Origin of the sequence: Niallia tiangongensis (assembly GCF_044704065.1) — a bacterium.
GTDB classification, from domain to species: domain Bacteria; phylum Bacillota; class Bacilli; order Bacillales; family Cytobacillaceae; genus Niallia; species Niallia tiangongensis.
The window spans coordinates 5,061,638-5,079,755 of sequence record NZ_CP162613.1; the positions used below are offsets into that span (position 1 = coordinate 5,061,638).

Annotated in this window: 16 protein-coding genes, 4 pseudogenes and 1 riboswitch; of the genes and pseudogenes, 7 read left to right on the forward strand and 13 right to left on the reverse strand. The window is 35.7% G+C overall.

Annotated features, from left to right (window positions below; translation table 11 throughout):
• Positions 1 to 5: 5 nt before the first annotated feature.
• Positions 6 to 1,304, reverse strand: coding sequence for an ABC transporter substrate-binding protein (locus AB3U99_RS23930; protein ID WP_400244489.1), 1,299 nt, complete (start codon positions 1,302 to 1,304; stop codon positions 6 to 8).
• Between the two features lie 326 nt (positions 1,305 to 1,630).
• Between AB3U99_RS23930 and AB3U99_RS23935 the strand changes: the two genes are divergently transcribed.
• The 5 genes and pseudogenes from AB3U99_RS23935 to AB3U99_RS23955 all read left to right on the forward strand — a co-directional run bounded on the left by AB3U99_RS23935 (position 1,631) and on the right by AB3U99_RS23955 (position 6,633).
• Entirely contained in the window at positions 1,631 to 3,412 is a 1,782-nt protein-coding gene (locus AB3U99_RS23935) for a sensor histidine kinase (protein WP_400244490.1), read from the forward strand.
• A 2-nt stretch (positions 3,413 to 3,414) separates the two neighbouring features.
• A complete protein-coding gene (locus AB3U99_RS23940; RefSeq protein WP_400244492.1) occupies positions 3,415 to 4,872 on the forward strand; it encodes a response regulator in 1,458 nt (485 codons plus the stop codon).
• 518 nt (positions 4,873 to 5,390) lie between these two features.
• A pseudogene (locus AB3U99_RS23945) lies at positions 5,391 to 5,791 on the forward strand (IS110 family transposase); the annotation flags it as partial.
• A gap of 294 nt (positions 5,792 to 6,085) precedes the next feature.
• Positions 6,086 to 6,379: a hypothetical protein gene (locus AB3U99_RS23950; protein WP_400244494.1), complete on the forward strand. Its 294-nt coding sequence runs from the start codon at positions 6,086 to 6,088 to the stop codon at positions 6,377 to 6,379.
• Positions 6,376 to 6,633, forward strand: a complete 258-nt coding sequence (locus tag AB3U99_RS23955; protein ID WP_400244496.1) for a hypothetical protein — start codon at positions 6,376 to 6,378, stop codon at positions 6,631 to 6,633. The genes AB3U99_RS23950 and AB3U99_RS23955 overlap by 4 nt, the downstream gene beginning before the upstream one ends.
• A gap of 211 nt (positions 6,634 to 6,844) precedes the next feature.
• Here AB3U99_RS23955 and AB3U99_RS23960 read toward each other — a convergent pair whose 3' ends face one another.
• The 10 genes and pseudogenes from AB3U99_RS23960 to AB3U99_RS24005 all read right to left on the reverse strand — a co-directional run.
• A complete protein-coding gene (locus tag AB3U99_RS23960; protein WP_400244498.1) occupies positions 6,845 to 7,036 on the reverse strand; it encodes a hypothetical protein in 192 nt (63 codons plus the stop codon).
• Between the two features lie 277 nt (positions 7,037 to 7,313).
• The gene (locus tag AB3U99_RS23965; RefSeq protein ID WP_400244500.1) at positions 7,314 to 8,060 is read right to left on the reverse strand and encodes an amino acid ABC transporter ATP-binding protein; all 747 of its coding nucleotides are present in this window, start codon (positions 8,058 to 8,060) and stop codon (positions 7,314 to 7,316) included.
• A 19-nt stretch (positions 8,061 to 8,079) separates the two neighbouring features.
• A complete protein-coding gene (locus tag AB3U99_RS23970) occupies positions 8,080 to 8,823 on the reverse strand; it encodes an amino acid ABC transporter permease (protein ID WP_400244501.1) in 744 nt (247 codons plus the stop codon).
• Between the two features lie 65 nt (positions 8,824 to 8,888).
• The gene (locus AB3U99_RS23975; protein ID WP_400244503.1) at positions 8,889 to 9,725 is read right to left on the reverse strand and encodes a transporter substrate-binding domain-containing protein; all 837 of its coding nucleotides are present in this window, start codon (positions 9,723 to 9,725) and stop codon (positions 8,889 to 8,891) included.
• 106 nt (positions 9,726 to 9,831) lie between these two features.
• Positions 9,832 to 10,012, reverse strand: a riboswitch (Lysine riboswitch).
• 143 nt (positions 10,013 to 10,155) lie between these two features.
• The gene (locus AB3U99_RS23980) at positions 10,156 to 10,617 is read right to left on the reverse strand and encodes a hypothetical protein (RefSeq protein WP_400244505.1); all 462 of its coding nucleotides are present in this window, start codon (positions 10,615 to 10,617) and stop codon (positions 10,156 to 10,158) included.
• A 281-nt stretch (positions 10,618 to 10,898) separates the two neighbouring features.
• Positions 10,899 to 11,006 carry a methionine/alanine import family NSS transporter small subunit gene (locus tag AB3U99_RS23985; protein ID WP_081836551.1) on the reverse strand — a complete coding sequence of 36 codons (108 nt, stop codon included), beginning with the start codon at positions 11,004 to 11,006 and terminating at the stop codon, positions 10,899 to 10,901.
• A 1-nt stretch (position 11,007) separates the two neighbouring features.
• The gene (locus AB3U99_RS23990; protein WP_400244507.1) at positions 11,008 to 12,510 is read right to left on the reverse strand and encodes a sodium-dependent transporter; all 1,503 of its coding nucleotides are present in this window, start codon (positions 12,508 to 12,510) and stop codon (positions 11,008 to 11,010) included.
• Between the two features lie 255 nt (positions 12,511 to 12,765).
• Positions 12,766 to 13,383, reverse strand: a complete 618-nt coding sequence (locus tag AB3U99_RS23995; protein WP_400244509.1) for a hypothetical protein — start codon at positions 13,381 to 13,383, stop codon at positions 12,766 to 12,768.
• Between the two features lie 12 nt (positions 13,384 to 13,395).
• Entirely contained in the window at positions 13,396 to 14,565 is a 1,170-nt protein-coding gene (locus AB3U99_RS24000; RefSeq protein WP_400244511.1) for a hypothetical protein, read from the reverse strand.
• Between the two features lie 405 nt (positions 14,566 to 14,970).
• Positions 14,971 to 15,246: pseudogene (locus tag AB3U99_RS24005) on the reverse strand (transcriptional regulator); the annotation flags it as partial.
• Between AB3U99_RS24005 and AB3U99_RS24010 the strand changes: the two are divergent.
• Positions 15,241 to 15,501: pseudogene (locus AB3U99_RS24010) on the forward strand (effector binding domain-containing protein); the annotation flags it as partial. The pseudogenes AB3U99_RS24005 and AB3U99_RS24010 overlap by 6 nt on opposite strands.
• Before the next feature lie 220 nt (positions 15,502 to 15,721).
• Here the strand turns inward: AB3U99_RS24010 and tnpA are convergent.
• A complete protein-coding gene (gene tnpA / locus AB3U99_RS24015; RefSeq protein WP_100525941.1) occupies positions 15,722 to 16,189 on the reverse strand; it encodes an IS200/IS605 family transposase in 468 nt (155 codons plus the stop codon).
• A 281-nt stretch (positions 16,190 to 16,470) separates the two neighbouring features.
• Positions 16,471 to 17,300 (reverse strand): annotated as a pseudogene (locus AB3U99_RS24020) (SDR family oxidoreductase).
• 96 nt (positions 17,301 to 17,396) lie between these two features.
• Between AB3U99_RS24020 and AB3U99_RS24025 the strand changes: the two are divergent.
• On the forward strand, positions 17,397 to 17,801 hold the full coding sequence (locus tag AB3U99_RS24025) for a MerR family transcriptional regulator (protein ID WP_400244513.1): 405 nt from the start codon (positions 17,397 to 17,399) through the stop codon (positions 17,799 to 17,801).
• Positions 17,802 to 18,118 lie beyond the last annotated feature (317 nt).

Genomic DNA, 18,118 nt, shown 5'->3' on the forward strand with positions numbered 1-18,118 from the left:
TTATATTAAAATCCTTCGATGCCCCTTGCTTTTGCATTTTTCTGTAACTCGGCATCCAGTTCTTTCGCAACATCCTCTGGGGTCTTTTGACCTAATAACATTTGTTGAACAAAAGTACCATAATAACCATAGCTTGCAACAATTTGACCATCCATCCATACAGGTGCTTTATTATTTTTTAATAATTGATAGAATACGTCCTGTCCTTCTGTTATATTGGATTCAACGTTTTTCCAAGAAGGAATCAATTTATTTTTTTCGTACCATAGATTTAGATTTTCTTCGCTTCCTAAATAGCTTAAGAATTGTTTTGCAGCATCAATATTTTCACTTGATTTAGGAATAAATAGCGTCTGCGGAATCCCCATATTTCCCCAGTTATCACCATCCTCAGTTGGATAAGGGAACATATCAAAGTTATCCGGTTGCTCATCAATCAGTTGGTTTAGCATCCAATCGGCATTATCAGCCATAGCAGCTTTCCCATCAAGTAGCGCTTGAACTGCCATTTGTTGTGTAGTTGAAAGTGTATCTGCGTCTAGGAATTTTTTATTATACCAATCTAAATGTCTTTCAAGAGCTGTAACTAAGACATCCACATCAGCAAAACCGATTTCATTGCTATTAATCTTTGTCATTACATCTGGATCTTCTTTAAAAGCATTGCTAAAGTATCCCGTTCCCCATAGTTGCAACGGCCACGTATCTTTTCCACCTTCAATTAGCGGGGTAACTCCTGCATTCTTTAAAGTCTCTGCAACTTTAACAAATTCGTCGTACGTGTTTGGAACTTCTAAGTTATGTTGGTTAAAAATTTCTTTGTTATAAATAACACCAGCAACATTAACACCTGTCATCGGGTATCCATAAAGCTTATCACCATAAGTAATCGTTTCTTTTACTGCTTCTACAATTTGATCTGCCCATGGCTCATTCGATAAGTCAACTAAATTTTTCTCCGGTTGAAGACTACTTTCTGCTTTAGCTGCACCTGCGTAGGCAAAAATATCCATGGAATCACCAGTAGCTAATCTCGTTTTTATAATTTGATCGAGTTTATCATCTCCACCTGGAATTAATTGAAGATCAACGGTTATACCTGTCTCTTCCTTAAAGTTAACAATTATCTCTTCTATTGGTTCTGTTTTCCAATCACTTGTCATAACAAAAGTTAATGATTTCGTTTCAGAATCAGTACCTGATACGCCATCATCACTTGTTGAACAGCCAGCTAAAACGAGAGATAATGCAAATACGCTAACTAGGATAAGCTTTGTTTTTAAAAATATAAATTTATTAATCACGTTTTTTCCTCCTTCTTGTAATCGCTTTCGTTTTCTATTGTAATCGCTTTATTTATTTCAGAACATGGAGCATTTTTTCAACTATGATGGATTTTTTTATCAAAATAATATTTAATAGACTTATCTAGACAATTTGATTATCCTGATTTTTGCAGTTCGCATCCACATGTTGTTAAGATGAATCGTCCCCAGACTACATGTGGGTATGAACTGCTTCGATAAGAAATTATGAATTAAATCATCTTATGAGTTATTAAAGTAGTAAGGGATTCATTTGTTTACGAACCAAAACTATATTAGTTAAGGGCTTAGGAGATTGATAAATCATGACATTGCGCAATAACTCCATTAAAACAAAACTGTTCAGTTACTTTACCGTTATTGTCGGTTTTTTAATTTTATCATTTTCTATAATCTTTTATTTATGGAGCTCTAACCTAATAAAACAAAATACTTTCGAAATGATGGAACAAAATACAACCGATTTAGTAGAAGACACAGATGACTTAATTCGCGAGATGGACAAGATGGCTGTAGAAATATCTTTTAATAGTACAATTAAAAATATCCTTTCTGAACCAAAAATGCCTTCCCTAGCTGAACAAGTACAACAAGACAAAGATGTAACAGAAATACTATCAACGGTTCTTTTTTCATCCAATTTCACCCGTCAGATTAATGTTTTTAATGAATCTGCTTTCTATAGTTATGGTACATCCCAATTAATAGATCCCAAACAACTTTTGACAAAGCAAGATGAAATTGATTGGATTAATGAGGTAACAAAAGAGGAAGTTCGAAAAGTTATTGTCCCACCACATCAAGATGATTGGTCAGCCAATCCGAATCAATGTGTTTTTTCTTTTACTAGAGAATTAAGAACACCTCAGACCAGTTATGGCGTTGTCGAAATACAACAAAATTGTAGTAGTCTTGAAAAAACAATTGTGACCTCTCCCTTTACTACTAACGAGCAAATTGAGATTATAGATAAAAATGGTCAGATTGTTTTTCCGATTGATAAAAAACCCATAGATTCAAGTCTTTTAAAATCACTTATAGGTAAGTCCGGACGTTACGTTGATCAAAAATCTAATAAATTCATTTCTTACCATACATCTGATTATACAGAATGGACTATCATAATCACTTCATCGACCAAGGATAAGTTTGAACCGATGTACCAATTACGAAATAACACTGTTATCTTTTGTTTGATTTTTTTAATTGTGTCACTTCTGTTTTTATACTGGTTATCGAATCGATTATCTAAACCAATCGTCAACTTAAGTAGCGAATTGGAAAAATTCGATTTAAAGAACATGCAAATACAAGTAGATCCGAAATATAATATTCATGAGATTGATCTTTTGTATGGTTCATTTAAGCAAATGGTATTACAATTAAGACGCTATTTTAATCAATCGATACAAGCCCTTGAATTAAAAAGAAAGGCGGATCTAAAAGCTCTACAAGCGCAGGTTCACCCGCACTTTCTCTTAAATAGTATTTCTATTATTAGTGCTTTAAGTAATGAAAGAGACATTGTTAAAGTTCGAGATATGTGTGAAAAATTATCTTCCATGTTTCGTTTTATTATACAAAATGGAGAAACGGAAATTACACTCAAACAAGAACTAGAACACACGAAAAATTATCTGGACATTATGAACATCCGTTACCAAGAACACCTGAATTATGAAATCGTATTGGAAGACGAGGAGGTCTTAGAACTGATGGTACCAAAACTTATTTTACAACCGTTAGTTGAGAATTCCTTTCATCATGGATTTTTTGGTATTAATCCTCCTTTCGATGTCTCTATTCGAATAGCAGCAATGAAAGACCATTGGGTTATCGAAATCATCGATAACGGAATTGGGTTTGATGAAAAGAAACTAAATCAACTTAAAACAAACATAAAAAATATATCGATAGAAAAATTAGATGAGGATGATCTCTTTGCATCAGCAGAAAGTATTGGCATATTAAACACTTACAAACGATTACTTTACATGTATCCAACTCTCTTATTTAATATAGTAAGTAGGAAAGAGGAAGGAACAGTCATTACAATAAGTGGGCCTTTACAAAAAGGAGTTGGATAAAAATGTTTTCTGTTCTTTTAGTTGAAGATGAACCAATTATGCTTAGAGACCTTCGCAGAAAAATAGAAGACTTACCTTATCGATTAGTAATTGAAGAGGCTATTAATGGTGAGGATGCTTTAAATAAAATCAAAAAGCGTATGCCCGACCTATTAATTACTGACATTCGTATGCCAATAATTGATGGGCTTGAACTTATTAATCGTATACGTGATCATGATTGGCCTATTCTGCCGATTCTAGTTAGTGGGTATCAAGATTTTACTTATGCAAAAAAGGCCATTCACCTTGATGTTGAGGAATACTTATTAAAGCCAATTATTCAGTCAGAATTGAGTACTGTAATAGAAAAAGTGCATACAAAGTTATTAAAAAGCCAAAACCTAGCGATGCTTGATCTAAAAAGACCGCCGACCAATAAACAGTTCATTGTATTTTGCTTTAGTCTTGGTGCAATTCAAAGTAAAAGAATACTTTCTACGGATACAGATAAAAAGTGGGATATAAATCAATTAGTGGACTCCCTTCATAACGAGTTAAAGGAAGAAGAAAATATTTGGAGTATACCAGGACTTAATTCAAATGAGGGATGTATTGTATGGGGATTTGATTGTCATTCTGAGGCGCACATCAATCAAATCACTCAAAAAATCTTTGATTGGGGTTGTGCCAAGTTTCCCACTTTCACTCTTTATCCAAGTGAAAAGTATACAGATTTCCAAAGCATTCCTCAATTATATACCGAGGCATTTGATCAGTTGAAACAGAACTTAATTTATGGGAAGAGTTCCATTCTTAATAATGAGGCGCAATCTAAACCAATGTACATAACTAGAGAACGAGAACAAGAAATTACTTTTCTGATTCAGAACAATAGAATAAATGAATTAACTATCCTGTTACAAGATACTTTATCCGAAGCAGAGAAAAACAATAGCACACAGAATCAATTGGAAGAAACACTTCGAACTTTTTTTAACACAATTAATGCGAATACTAATATTAATGAAATTTCTGATCGATTGTACACTACAATAGAATCTTCAAAAACATATAGTGAGTTAGCAATAAAACTAGAAGCATATTTAGATCATCTTAGTTCAAAAATAGTCAAGCCAATCGATACCTACGATATTATTGAACAAGTGCGGCTATATATAGTAGAAAACTATAACAAAACGATTACGCTCGGTAAATTAGCTGAAATGTTTACTATTAGTCAATCTTATTTAAGTAAGATGTATAAGCAGTATTATAATATCGCTCCAATGGAATACCTAATAAGTATTCGTATGGAAAAAGCACAAAAATTAATGGTTTCTATGCCTAATTTAAAAATTAAAGATGTAGCAAAAATGGTAGGATATGATGATCCATACTACTTTAGTAGAATCTTTAAGGCCTATACCGGCTACAATCCTAGAGATTACAAAGAAAATATAGAACAAAAAAAGACATAAGAAAAACCAGGCATAAACCGAAGGTAGTTCCGATACTGTGGAGAAAAACTAAAATAACAGGTCAAATAACAAACTAAAACACACTATGTTTGGCACTATAAATAACGGCGCAAAAAGCATAGAAAAACGCTTGGATTTTAAATATCCTAAGCGTTCTTTTTTTATTTTCTTATTCAACTAAAGGGAGGCTTATATACAGTATCAGCTATAAAACGTTTATGTGGTCCACCCTTTATCTTTGTGTACATGTATCTATAGTTAAGCGTTTAAGGACTTGGAGCATCTATGGGCATGATCTGTCTTGAAAGGCTGAAGCCGTTGTTTCATCAGGCATCCAAGCCTATCATTAAAGTCCTATGTTTGTTAACGTTGAATACGGTGGAAAACTATACTGTATATAAGCTCCCTTTAGCATTCCTGTAGTGCGTTAATTTCAACTTTGAATAAAATAGAGCCGCTCAGTATGATAAGAGTATAGACACCACTCTATTACTCAAATTCTAGAAAGGAGCTCTTATATGAAGTTTAAAATGCAGAACAAACACAATCAACCAATTGAAGTAATTTCTGACAAACATCTCGTTGTTGGTGTGGATATTGCCCAACAAACACACGTTGCACGAGCTGTAAATTATAGCGGTATTGTAGTTGGCGATCCTTTGTCCTTTGAGATGATGAAGATGGGTTTGCAAGGTTACTAGATTGGATAGACCAATTAAAAACCACGAAAGGACTTGATACTAAAATCGTTGATATGGAACTACAGGCCACTAATGGTTAAATCTGTCTGAATGGCTTTATGATCGAAAAAATGATGTAGTAAGTGTTAATCCCCATCTTGTAAAAAAGAATAAAGAAAACCGAGATAATACACATTCCAAAAGCGACAAAAAAAGATGCACTAGTTATAGCCGACATGGCGCTACTCTGCGTTTATTTCCTCCCCCTAAAGAATTACGATCGTTGGATGCCCAAGGTATTGTTAAGAGGCTACTGAAAAAGCCATCCGAATATTAGGAGGTATAAATGGGTGTAGTACCCTTATCAATTCTTTAGTATACTTAAGATATCAAACAAAAGTGGTAATCAATAATGATAGAACAACAACTTCCCTTATACTCAATCCACAAATCCCAAGACCATGCATTTTTTGGTTATAAAACGCATCTTGCCGTAACAAAAGAACTTGTGATCGCTGCTGGAATGGGACACGGTGTTAGGAGATACAGCTTATTCTGGGACAGAAAATTTACAGTTTGCGCACAACGAAGGTTTCCAACTTGTTTCTAGATTGCATCCAGTTATCACCAATAAAAAACGAGAAGAAGACGATTTTGTGTTTAACAAAGATACCGATATGTTTACTTGTCCAGCTGGTCATTTGGCCGTGAAGAAGAAAATTAAAAATCGTAAAGAAGGTGATAATCGCAATCCGCAATTGAGTTATTATTTTGATGTGGAGAATGCAAACAGTGTCCACTGCAAGAAGGGTGTTATAAAGGCATGAAAACAAAGAGTTATTCGGTGACTATTAAATTGACTGAACATGTAGAACAAGAAATGTTCCAAGAGACCGACCTCTTTAAAAGTCTAGCAAAAGACCGTTATATCGTGGAAGCAAAAAATAGCGAATTGAAGAATCGACACGGGTATGATCAGGCCAGTAACTCGAGTCTATTCGGCATGGAATTACAAAGCGCCACCACGATATTTGTAGGGAATCTCAAAAGAATAATGAAGCTAATAAATGAAAAAACATAAAAAAGAATAAGTAAAAGGATAAAAAGGAGAAGCATCACAAAAAAATAGATGACACCACTCCATTTTTATTTTTTGATATAAAACTTTCAAAAAATAGGTATTTTTTAAGTGGCCTCCCCCGGCATAGACAGGGGTTTTTAAAGAAAATACCACAGCCTGAAAGACTGTGGTAGACCGAAAATTATATACTTTCTTCTCTTTTAAAAAAGACCTACCCTTTAGGCAAGTCTAATGCTTGATATGCTGATTGATACTTTCCGCCTGCTGCAACTTCCGAATGATACAATGCCCTTATAGCAGAACTTTTCTCAAGGTCATGTTCATCCATCAAATCCTTTAAGCGTATTTGCAAGTCCTTATTATCTTTGATTAACTTTTTCATTTGTGATTTCATATATTTCATAAGATATCTAATCCTTCCTAGAGCATAGCTTGCACTTCACTCTATTATTACATATAATCCTCAAATAATAAAAACATCTTTAACTTATACTATGGTTCACCAATCTTTTACTCTTTTGCCTTTGCTGGCGCCATTTATATGCATATTCCCATTTCACCTATTCTTATTCTTGCTAATAGAAAAAGATGATCTCTACACAGGCAGAGATCATCTTTTATGAGAAAACTCACTTATTTGTATCGGATTTTCTTTCTTCATTCTCTACTATATTTCTAAGTTAGGATGGCTGCGTTACTAAAGTACGTTTTAAAAATTCTCTCGTACGTATTTGTGTCGGGTTATGGAAGATTTGGTCAGGACCTCCTTCTTCCGCAATAACTCCTTTGTCCATAAAGATAACTCGATCAGATACTTCCTTCGCAAATTCCATTTCATGTGTTACGATGATCATCGTTTGACCGGAATTGGCAAGGTCTTTCATGACTTTTAGTACTTCTCCCACCATTTCCGGATCAAGAGCGGAAGTAGGCTCATCAAACAACATGACATCTGGACTCATCGATAGGGCTCTTGCAATTGCAACACGCTGTTTTTGACCACCCGATAGCTGTTTTGGCTTAGCATTAATATACTTATCCATCCCAACAACTTTTAAGTAATGCATGGCCATCTTTTCTGCCTCTTCTTTGGATCGTTTTAACACCTTTACTTGTCCTACCACACAATTTTTAAGGACATTGTGATTATTAAACAAGTTAAATTGTTGAAATACCATACCTAGATGCTTGCGATAATCTGCCACATTATGATTGTTATCCAATATATTTTTACCATGGTAAAATATTTGCCCGCCACTTGCTTTTTCTAATAAATTTATACAACGAAGAAGCGTAGATTTGCCAGATCCAGAGGAACCAATGATGGAAACAACTTCCCCTTTATTTACGGAGAAATTAATGTCTCTAAGTACTTCATGCGTTCCATAGGATTTGTTCAGATGCTGAATATCAATGATCTGTTCCATATTTCTTCACCTTCTTCCATTATTTTTTATCTAATTCTAGCTGTGTATCATTTCCGATGATCGTATAATTATCCGACCCATCTAACTTTTTCTCCATATACAGTAATATTCTCGTTACAATAAAGGTCATCACGAAATAAATCATACAAGCTACGAAAAACGATTCAAAATATCTAAAGTTATTTCCTGAAATTGATTTTGTTACAAAATATAATTCCGTAACGGAAATTACATTTAATACAGATGTATCTTTAATATTAATTACAAATTGATTTCCCGTTGCTGGTAGAATATTTCGAATAACTTGTGGCAATACAACATTCCACATCGTTTGTACATGATTCATTCCGATCGCATGCGCTGCTTCAAATTGTCCCTTATCAACAGAAACGATTCCACCTCGAACAATTTCCGCCATATATGCTCCTGTATTAATGGATACAATAATAATAGCCGCAGTGAAAACATCCATATTTATATCAAATGCTAGTGCGGAACCAAAATAGATTACCATCGCTTGGACAATCATCGGTGTTCCACGGAAAAGTTCAATATAGATAGACAGGATGATATTAATTACTTTTAAAATGACTTTTTTTACTACTCGTTCCGGGGTGGGGATGGTGCGAATAACACCTGCAACCAATCCAATTGCTGCCCCAATAATGGTTCCGATTAACGCAATCAAAAGCGTTACGCCAGCACCACGAAGAAACATTGGCCAGTTCTCTGAAATTATTTTAATGATCCACTCAAGACTCATCTTTTCTCCTCACTTACTTGATAAAACCGCCTGTATAAAGAGATACAGCCGGTTTTATCCTTTTTTTATTCTGCTGCTGGTTGATTCTTAATCGCATTATCCATCATACTTGTACGTTCTTCGTCTGGAATATCTGCTAAGATTTTATTAATCTTCTCTGTTAAGTCACTGCCCTTTTGAAGTCCAACAGCGGTAGTTGTCTCTTCTTCTGAAGTTTTAAATCCATCCTTAAATTCAACCATTACAAACTTATCATTTGCTGCTGAAGCACTAACCCCTTCAGGACGTTCAGACACGTATCCATCAATAACCCCTGACTCCAGTGCCACTCTCATTGCTGGGAAGTTATCCATTGCCGTCTTTTTTTCTACACCATTCATTTGATCAATAACAGAATAATGGAATGTATTTAACTGAGCCGTAATTTTTGCCCCTTTAAAATCCTGGATGGATGTAGCATTTTCAAACTTACTACCTTTTTTCACTACCATTACTAAATTTGATGTATAGTAATTACCCGAAAAATCTATTGTTTCTTTTCGCTCTGCAGTTGGTGACATCCCTGCGATGATGGCATCAATTTTTCCTGAAACTAATCCTGGTACTAAGCCATCCCACTCTGTTTTTACAATCACTAATTCTTTTCCTAAACCTTCTGCTACTTTTTTAGCGATCTCTACATCATAGCCTCCAGCATATTCTGAAGACCCTTTAATTTTCACCGCACCATTGGAATCATCATTTTGCGTCCAGTTAAACGGGGCATATCCTGCCTCCATCCCTACTTTAAATGTATTATCCTCTTTCGATCCAGAAGCTGAATCGCTGCTTGTCCCACATCCAGCTAATAAAAACATTGCTGATACGATTAAAACCATAAATAATGTTAACTTGTTTCTCATGATGACTTCCCCCTGTTTTCCTATTAATCTACTAAAACAAAAAACGACCTGAGATAAACTCAGGTCGTAGTATATGCGATAGCCCTAAAGTCCTCTCTTTTATCCCAAATGAGATAGCACAACTCAATAAACTAGGCGTTTATTGAGACAGTCCTGCAGCTCTTAACTACAGACCCAGCATGTAATACCGAGAATATTACAAACTTCGGCGACATTTCCTTCTCCTTAGCATCAAAGCTTCTCAAACTCCACTAAAGACTGTTAAATATCGCGCCTCTACCTCACTGTAAAAAAGTGAGGTCTTATTCAATTAGTTTTTATAGTACCGTATTTTGTCGATATTCGTCAACTTGTTTTTTGTTATTTATCATGTCTTTTGAATTTTTAGTGAGCCTTTCCTCTTTTTCAACTAACATATAATAATTAGTAGTTATTCCACCAAAGGTACCATAATCTCATCTTCCGCTAGCCCATACTTTGCCAACATTTTTCTCTTATATTCTTCGAAGGGTAAGTAGAAATTTTCAGGAGGGTTACCTAATAAGATAGTAAATGTTCCTTGTTTGTAAGAAACTAAGTAACTTTTCTCTTGATCTATTTCTTCATTAGTAAATAGAGATTTATAACTTTCTAGCTGTTCATCCGTGATTTCACTATTCAAACTTACTTTTTCTCGACTTCCATCCTTTCTATACAAAATAAATATACCATGTCCATCGTTTGTTTCTTCCACATATTCGACACTATTAGCTGTTTCACTCTCTATTACTTTCTTGTAAAAAAAACCACACCGTAAGCAAACGATATATTCTTCATCTGTTTTATAGTAATAATCTTTAAAAGCAGAACGCCCACAGCACGGACATTTTACTGCATAATAAATGGAACCCATAACAGTTTCCTCCCTTTCATTATTGGTTTATTTTTGGATAAAATTGTTATAGAAATGTGTGCTTCAATTAAAATTCAGGAAATTAATCATATTGCTAGAAGGATAAAGTAAGAGGTATGTTAGTTGAGGGTTAGGAGGAAAAGCTACTATATTTAGTATAAGTGATTTCTCTAAACTATCAACCAATTAACTGAATATTCATTTTTTGTTCACTACTACAAATAAACAGCCATAATAAAAGGGATCAACCATTCCGCTATGGTCAATCCCTTTTGATACGATTATTTTGCTTTTTTAGAAACTCTTACGACATTAAAGATACTGGCTGCTAAGCCGCCCCATAGGATGACCATTCCAACTACCATCATGGTGATCGCACTAGCTGACATATTAAACAACCTCCCTATTCTTGTCTAGAGCATTAGATTTCCACTTTTTAAAGGATAGAAGAACCCCAATAATAATACTCACTGCAACTACCAACACACCTGAATACAAAATTAACTCCGTCGGATACCCACCATAATTTTCCTTTAAGTTTTGACGAATATTGTCAAACATCATGTAACCAAGAATAATTGGGGTTACCACACTTAAACAGAACTTCCACCAAGCACCTATACGTATATCAGAAATAGCATTCGTATGAGACTGTAGTCCATTTAATCCTTTAAAGAACCAAGCAATTAGGATGACTTCTACTAATCCTGCAGTAACAATTCCAAAATTATTAATGAAATAGTCAACTACATCGAGTAAATATAATCCGCCATTTGTAGCAAAAATCAAGGAGATTACTGTTGCCACTAACCCACTTGTTAAAACCGCTTTTGTCCGTGATACATTAAACTTCTCCTGAACTCCAGCGATGAAGGTTTCCACGATAGAAATTAGAGATGTCATACCTGCAAAAACAAGAGAAAGGAAGAATAATACCCCAAATAGTCCATTCATACCAGGGAACTCATTGATTATGCTAGGGAAGACTACAAACGCTAATCCAATCCCACTGCTTACTACTTCTTCAACGGCAACACCTTGTTGATTTGCCATAAAGCCTAAGGCTGCAAAAACACCGATTCCTGCTAATAACTCAAATCCCGAATTTGCAAATGCCGTAATAAAAGCATTATTGTTGATATCTGACTTTTTCGGTAGATAGCTAGAATAAGTAATCATAATTGCAAATCCAATCGATAAAGAGAAGAAGATTTGCCCATACGCTGCAATCCAAACCTTTCCATCAAGAATCATATCCCAATTTGGTTTGAAAAAGGCATCCAATCCTTGCGCTGCTCCATCTAGGGTTAAGGCACGAATCACGATTACTAAAAACATTACAATAAGGACAGGAAGGAAAATCTTATTTAATTTTTCAATTCCTTTAGAAACCCCACGATATAAAACGAAAAGAGCAACTGCCCATACACAAAGCACGGGAATAACGATACCAGGAACTAACCCGCCAATTGTTCCAGGTTCATCCGCTATCTTTAAAACACTACCAAAAAAGAAACTCTCAGGGTCTGAACCCCATTGCGTACCAAATGAATAAATCGTAAATTTTATAGCCCATGCGACAATAACCGCATAATAAGTACAGATGACAAAGGAAATTAATAATTGCCACCAGCCAAGCCATTCTGCTTTTTTATTTAAACGGAATAGTGATAGTGGTGCTGAGCCACGATACTTTTGACCGATTGTAAATTCTAAAATCAGTATTGGAATTCCCGCTGTTATAATTGCAAATAAATACGGTAAGAAAAAGGCTCCTCCCCCGTTTTCATAAGCAACTGCTGGGAATCTCCAGATATTCCCTAAACCAACTGCAGATCCTACAGCTGCCAAGATAAAGCCATACCGTGATCCCCATTGTTGACGTTGTTCCATAAGATGACCTCCGATTAATCACTGTTTTAAAAAGATTCAGATAACTTTTTACATTCTATTAATATAGCGACTATTTTTTGAAATGTCAAACTATTTATTGATTTTTTTGTCGAATTTTTGTTTTTTTAGTTTTTATAGATAAAAATGGAGATCCCCCTCTATGTTTTTATGAAACTATTAATTATTCTCCCATAAACAAAAAAGAAGAAGCGAGGTTATCCTCCTTCTTCTTTTTCTTCATTACGCCTATTTATACTACTTATTCATTGAATGAAGAAAATCTCCTAACAGACTATCTAGATCATTTTCTATGTCGTCCTCTTCCTGTTCCGCTTCTGCCTTTATTGATTGGTTATGTGTTGCTTTATCCCAATCAAAAGTGTCTAAATCATCCATGCCATCTATCTCTTCATCAACAGCTGTTTCCTCGATTGCACGCACGTAGTCATCCTCTTCAGATACTGCCTTAATAGAAACAGGTTCGCTTGTGATTTCTTCTTGCAAATACAAGGCCTCGTTTATATCTAAAGAGTTGCTATTTAAAGACGCAAGCAAAGCAGTAGAACGAACTGGATCCTTTAAAAGGTGGTATATAATCGCACCTAACATCGCCTCAGAATGCTCGTGCTTCAACCAATCTCGCTGTGATTTGCTTAATTTATGGGGAAGAGGGATTGTAATTGTTTCTCGTTCCTTTGAAAAGGACTGACCAACCCCTTGTAGCACAAACTCAGCTATTTTACTTGAAAAATTCCTTCTTTCGACTTCCTTAAGCTTTTGTAAATGGTTTAATAGATGATCAGGAATATCAGAAGGGACACGAAATGAAATAGCTTGTCCTCTCTTAATTCCCTTTGAACTAGAGCTTTTCATAAGATCACCCTATTAATTTTTCACAGATTCTTGTGGTGGTTTAGGCTTCTCCGTCTTTCTTACAAAATCAGTAATGAGCTTATAATAAGCATTTGCCATCATCCAAATACTCTCTTTCTCATCTTCAAAGAATTCAATGTTATAGCCATCTAAATTATTATTTAATGTTTTAATGTACTCTTTTAGTACATTTGCTCCTCCACCAACAAAATAACAGATTTCTGTCTGAGAATTTTTCTGCCATACATTACGCAATAATCGATATTGTTTTTTCGCTAGTTCAAGTAGGATACGATCAGTAATATCATGAACACTTGTCCGACTTCCCTTAACCATAATATGGTTCCTGTCATTTTTTCGCGTGATAATTTCCACCACATCACGACGACTGTCTAATTCAATACCGTGTTTGGATCTAATTTCTTCTCTTATGGACTCTAGTGATTCCGAAACACCAAGATTAAATCCTTGCGCCTTATCATCATCGACATTTCGATTTTTTATAACAGCGATATCAGTAGATAATCCCCCTATATCCTGAATAATAATTCTTTTATCGATTAAATCTTTATTAATAATTTTTAACTGATTATCCATTACAAGATTGATATAGGCTGCAAATCCCTCAGGATAAATTTTCACTTCATTAAATTTAATATTTACTTTCAACCCTTGGTATTTAGGTGTCACAAGAAATTCCACTTGATGGACAGAACCAACTAATTTGGAGCGGTATCCAGCGTCCTTTCCTTCCTTTACTTCACGTAGAGGGAGCCCTGTTCCAAGCGTATAGTTTGCGTCAATGACATTTTTCATCCGTGGAAAAGAATTCGAATTCTTCTCATTAACTGCATCTAATGCCAACGTGGCAAAAAGCATGACCAATGTTTGATCTTCCTCCGATTTAGCACTGCCTGGATCTAATTCCGTTGCACTGCTACTCTTTGTTGCTAAATGACCAACACGGTAAATCGCATTATTTTCTTTTAATGCAGGGGAGTGAACCTTAATATGTATTCCTTCTAGAGGATTTTTGTTATCTAATTCTTCTATTCCGATTACAGGACGATCTTCTGTATCTCTTGCCACAATATTAGGAATATTCAATTCGCACTCTACTTCCCCAAAGATTGCCTTAATGGAGTCATTACCAACATCTACAGCCGCAATTCTAGAGCTCATCTTTTCATCATTCCTTTTCATTTAATTTTTTTAAACGAATTAACAAGAAGTTTCATAAATCTCTTATCTCTAATTAAAGGCTATAGCAGATTACTAGATTAATCAATTGGCTTTACCCAAAAAACATGCAACTGTAAACATCTCGTAAACTACGATTATTTGTAGACATTTTTGTAATCTTTAACCACAAATGTGTATACATAGCGTCTTTTAACTATGTATACACATTTGTTTACATGTAAACGTGTTTGTATACATAGTGTTTACTTTTTGTATACTTGTAAATATTTTGTGTACAATTATTTTTTTAGGAAAGGGTTGATTAAATCTTCCTTTAGGTATGTGAAAAGAATGTAACTGACAACTTCTCATCCTCAAAATTATTGATGTTTTAACAGATACTTCTTATGGACAGAATAAACGTAATCTCTCTTGTAGACCTTTTAACACTTCTTCTGGGATTTCCTTAACCTTGATATCATCCCCTAAGAAAAGCAGCCAATTTATTAGTTCTGATAATTGCTCTGAATGATGAATATTGATATTAGTCTTTAGAATTGCTGTAGTTTGAAAAGGATTCGTATAAGAAAGGGAAACTTTTAAAGGATGGTATTTTTTAAACTGAGCAATCGCCTTTGGACCCAGTTCTAAGATAAGATTAATTATCTCTTCCTGCTTGCTGGCGTCATGACAGAAGCAAGCTTACCAGAAGCAACTAGAATTATCCCATTTCCTAAAGGCGAATATCTAATTGTTAAAGGGGAAGCAAAGACCTCTGAAGAGTTGAGTAATATGCTTACTGGTATTGCCTTTGGTCAGGTCCTACCAGAAGCAAAGGATTTTGCCTATGTTGGCGGTCCAAATGCAACGGTTGAAATGGAAAAGCGAAATGGTTTAGTATATGGTGAAATGTGGATTCCTGTTGTTAGGAAATAAGAAAAAATGAGATGCATTGTAGACAGTATTGGCGGAACAATTCGGTACTCGTTTTTCATTAAAAATTAACCAATAAGCTCATTAATCAAAACCACCAGTGTGAACTGGTGGTTTGCTCTGCGGCTAAAAGCCTCTCTTACCGGCCTCGGCCTTAAAGGCCCACTGAAAAGGTTTCCCTTCTGCACCACATTCACTCACCAATTCTAAAGAATTTCTTTATTTACTTCCGATTTTTCTCACCCGTGAACGGATCGAATTCTTCGAACAACGTTAGCTGATCAGCCATATAATCTTCTTTCAGCTGATTTCTTATATATTCTTGTATTTGTTTCTTATTTCTCCCCACGGTATCAACGTAGAAACCACGACACCAAAATTTCCGATTCCCATAGCGATATTTCAAATTCGCATGTCGATCAAATATCATCAGGCTACTTTTTCCTTTTAAGTAACCCATGAACTGCGATACACTTAATTTTGGTGGGATACTAACCAACATATGGATATGATCCGGACAGGCATTTGCTTCATGTATGATAACACCTTTTCTTTCACATAGCTCTCTTATGATTTGTCCAATACTCTTTTTGTATTTGCCATAAATAATTTGCCTTCTGTATTTTGGGGCAAAGACTATGTGGTACTTACAATTCCATGTTGTATGTGCTAAACTGTTCATGTCCTTCATAAGGGCATACCTCCTTCTTGCGTGAGATAAAGTGGTCGGGAAACCAACTTTATCCTACCATGAAAGGAGGTTTTTTTGTTACCTCGCTATAAGCTCTCCGGAACCCCCGGCATAGCCAGGGGTTTTCGAAACCATCAAATAACAGGCATCAATCCTTAGCGGATTAATGCCTCTGTTTGCTTACGTACAATATTTCCTATACTTCATCAAGTTGAAAATGGTTGGGAGTGCTTAGCAACTCTTATTTACATAGAATCGTCAGAAATAGATCTGAAAGACTTTCAATTATTGAAGTAGTATCCCTGTTCAAGGTCCGAGATGAGATTGGGTTGTATTGGCAGCCATTCCAATAGTTGCTTTGTCTGCGCGCTAGACCGAGGGATGTCGAGACCAGCAAGGGTACCTAAAAAGCCGAAGTGGTTAGCTGCCTCTTCTCGTGAAATGCTAACAACTGGGAGGTTAAGATGCTTCCCAACGACACTCGCAATGTCACGAAATGGAATCCCCTCATCTACCACTCCGTCTAATCGTGAACCGGCTGGTGCCTTTTCTAAAGAGAGGCGGTAGAGGTTGGCGGCATCCAGTCGGTGTACGGCAGGGCAACGGTTGGACCCTTCCCCGATATACGCAGAAACGCCCTTGTTCCGTGCGATATTAATAAGTTCCGGCACAAATCCCTTGTCCCCTCTGCCATGCACTGATGGAGCTAGAGAAACGATTGATGTCCGTACTCCTCGATTTGCTAGTGCTATTACAGCGTTGTCCGATGCGGCTCCATTAGCGTGAGCTGTGGTAACGAACGGCTTACCAGAATTTTCGAGCGCATCCCCTATCGTCTCGATAACTCGTAAATCGGTTTCAAGTGAGGCAGCAAAATTTGAGAAGTCGTGCTTAAAGGCTAGGTGGATCACGCGTCTGCCTCTGCAGTACCTCTTCGAATACTGTCAAGGTCATCAAGATCCCCTCGCTGCACCTCTGCCCCAGCTTCCTTCAGTATCGTCACTCCAATGTCTGAACGGGTAAGTCCGATAACTTTATGACCGGCATTGATGAGTTCACGGACCACGGCGGAACCAATGTAACCAGTTGCTCCTGTTACAAAAATACGCATAATAATATCACTCCTAAAGTTGTTAATTTGTTTTAACAATTGTAGTATAAACTTTAGAGTTCACTCTAATGCAAGTCATACGGAGGAGAAATATACATGAAAATTCAAGAATTAGCTAAAAAGACATGTTTAACAGCCTACACCATTCGTTTTTACGAAAAGGAAGGCTTATTCGACAGGCGGCATGTCCGGCGAGACGTAAATAACTATCGTAACTATACAGAGGAGGCTATCGAACGTCTAAAACTTATAAAGAAGTTCCAGGGCGTAGGTTGCTCTCTTTCGGAACTAAAAGATATCTTACAGGATGTAGATACAAATACTCGTACCAACGAACAAGTGATTGAATGGATTTTCCAAAAAATAAGGGAGATTGAACGTAAGAAAGAAGAATATGATCAAATACTAAATACTCTCAACTTCATGTTGGAATACAAGATAGCATTGAAGAATGACCCAATAAAGGCTCAATCTATGTTAAAGGATCGACATTCTGATTAAGCATGCTTTAGTTTGACTTTGAACATTTTACAAAGTTAAATTGCAATTTTATTAACGTTTATCTCCTTAAAAAATTATACCTTCTCTTTACCGTAAAGAATCCGAACGAGTGGGTATGTTCCATCGTTCGGATGATAGTTTCGTATTATTTAACAACATTCATCTTTAAATCTTCCAACATAAATCTAATAACATCAAAAATGTCCAAATTCATTATTGAAAATGATGAATAAATCAATTTGGAGGGGAAATATGAGGCTGGGACAAAACTAAATAGCCAATCTGTAAAGACGAACAATCTCTAATTTTGCTTTTAA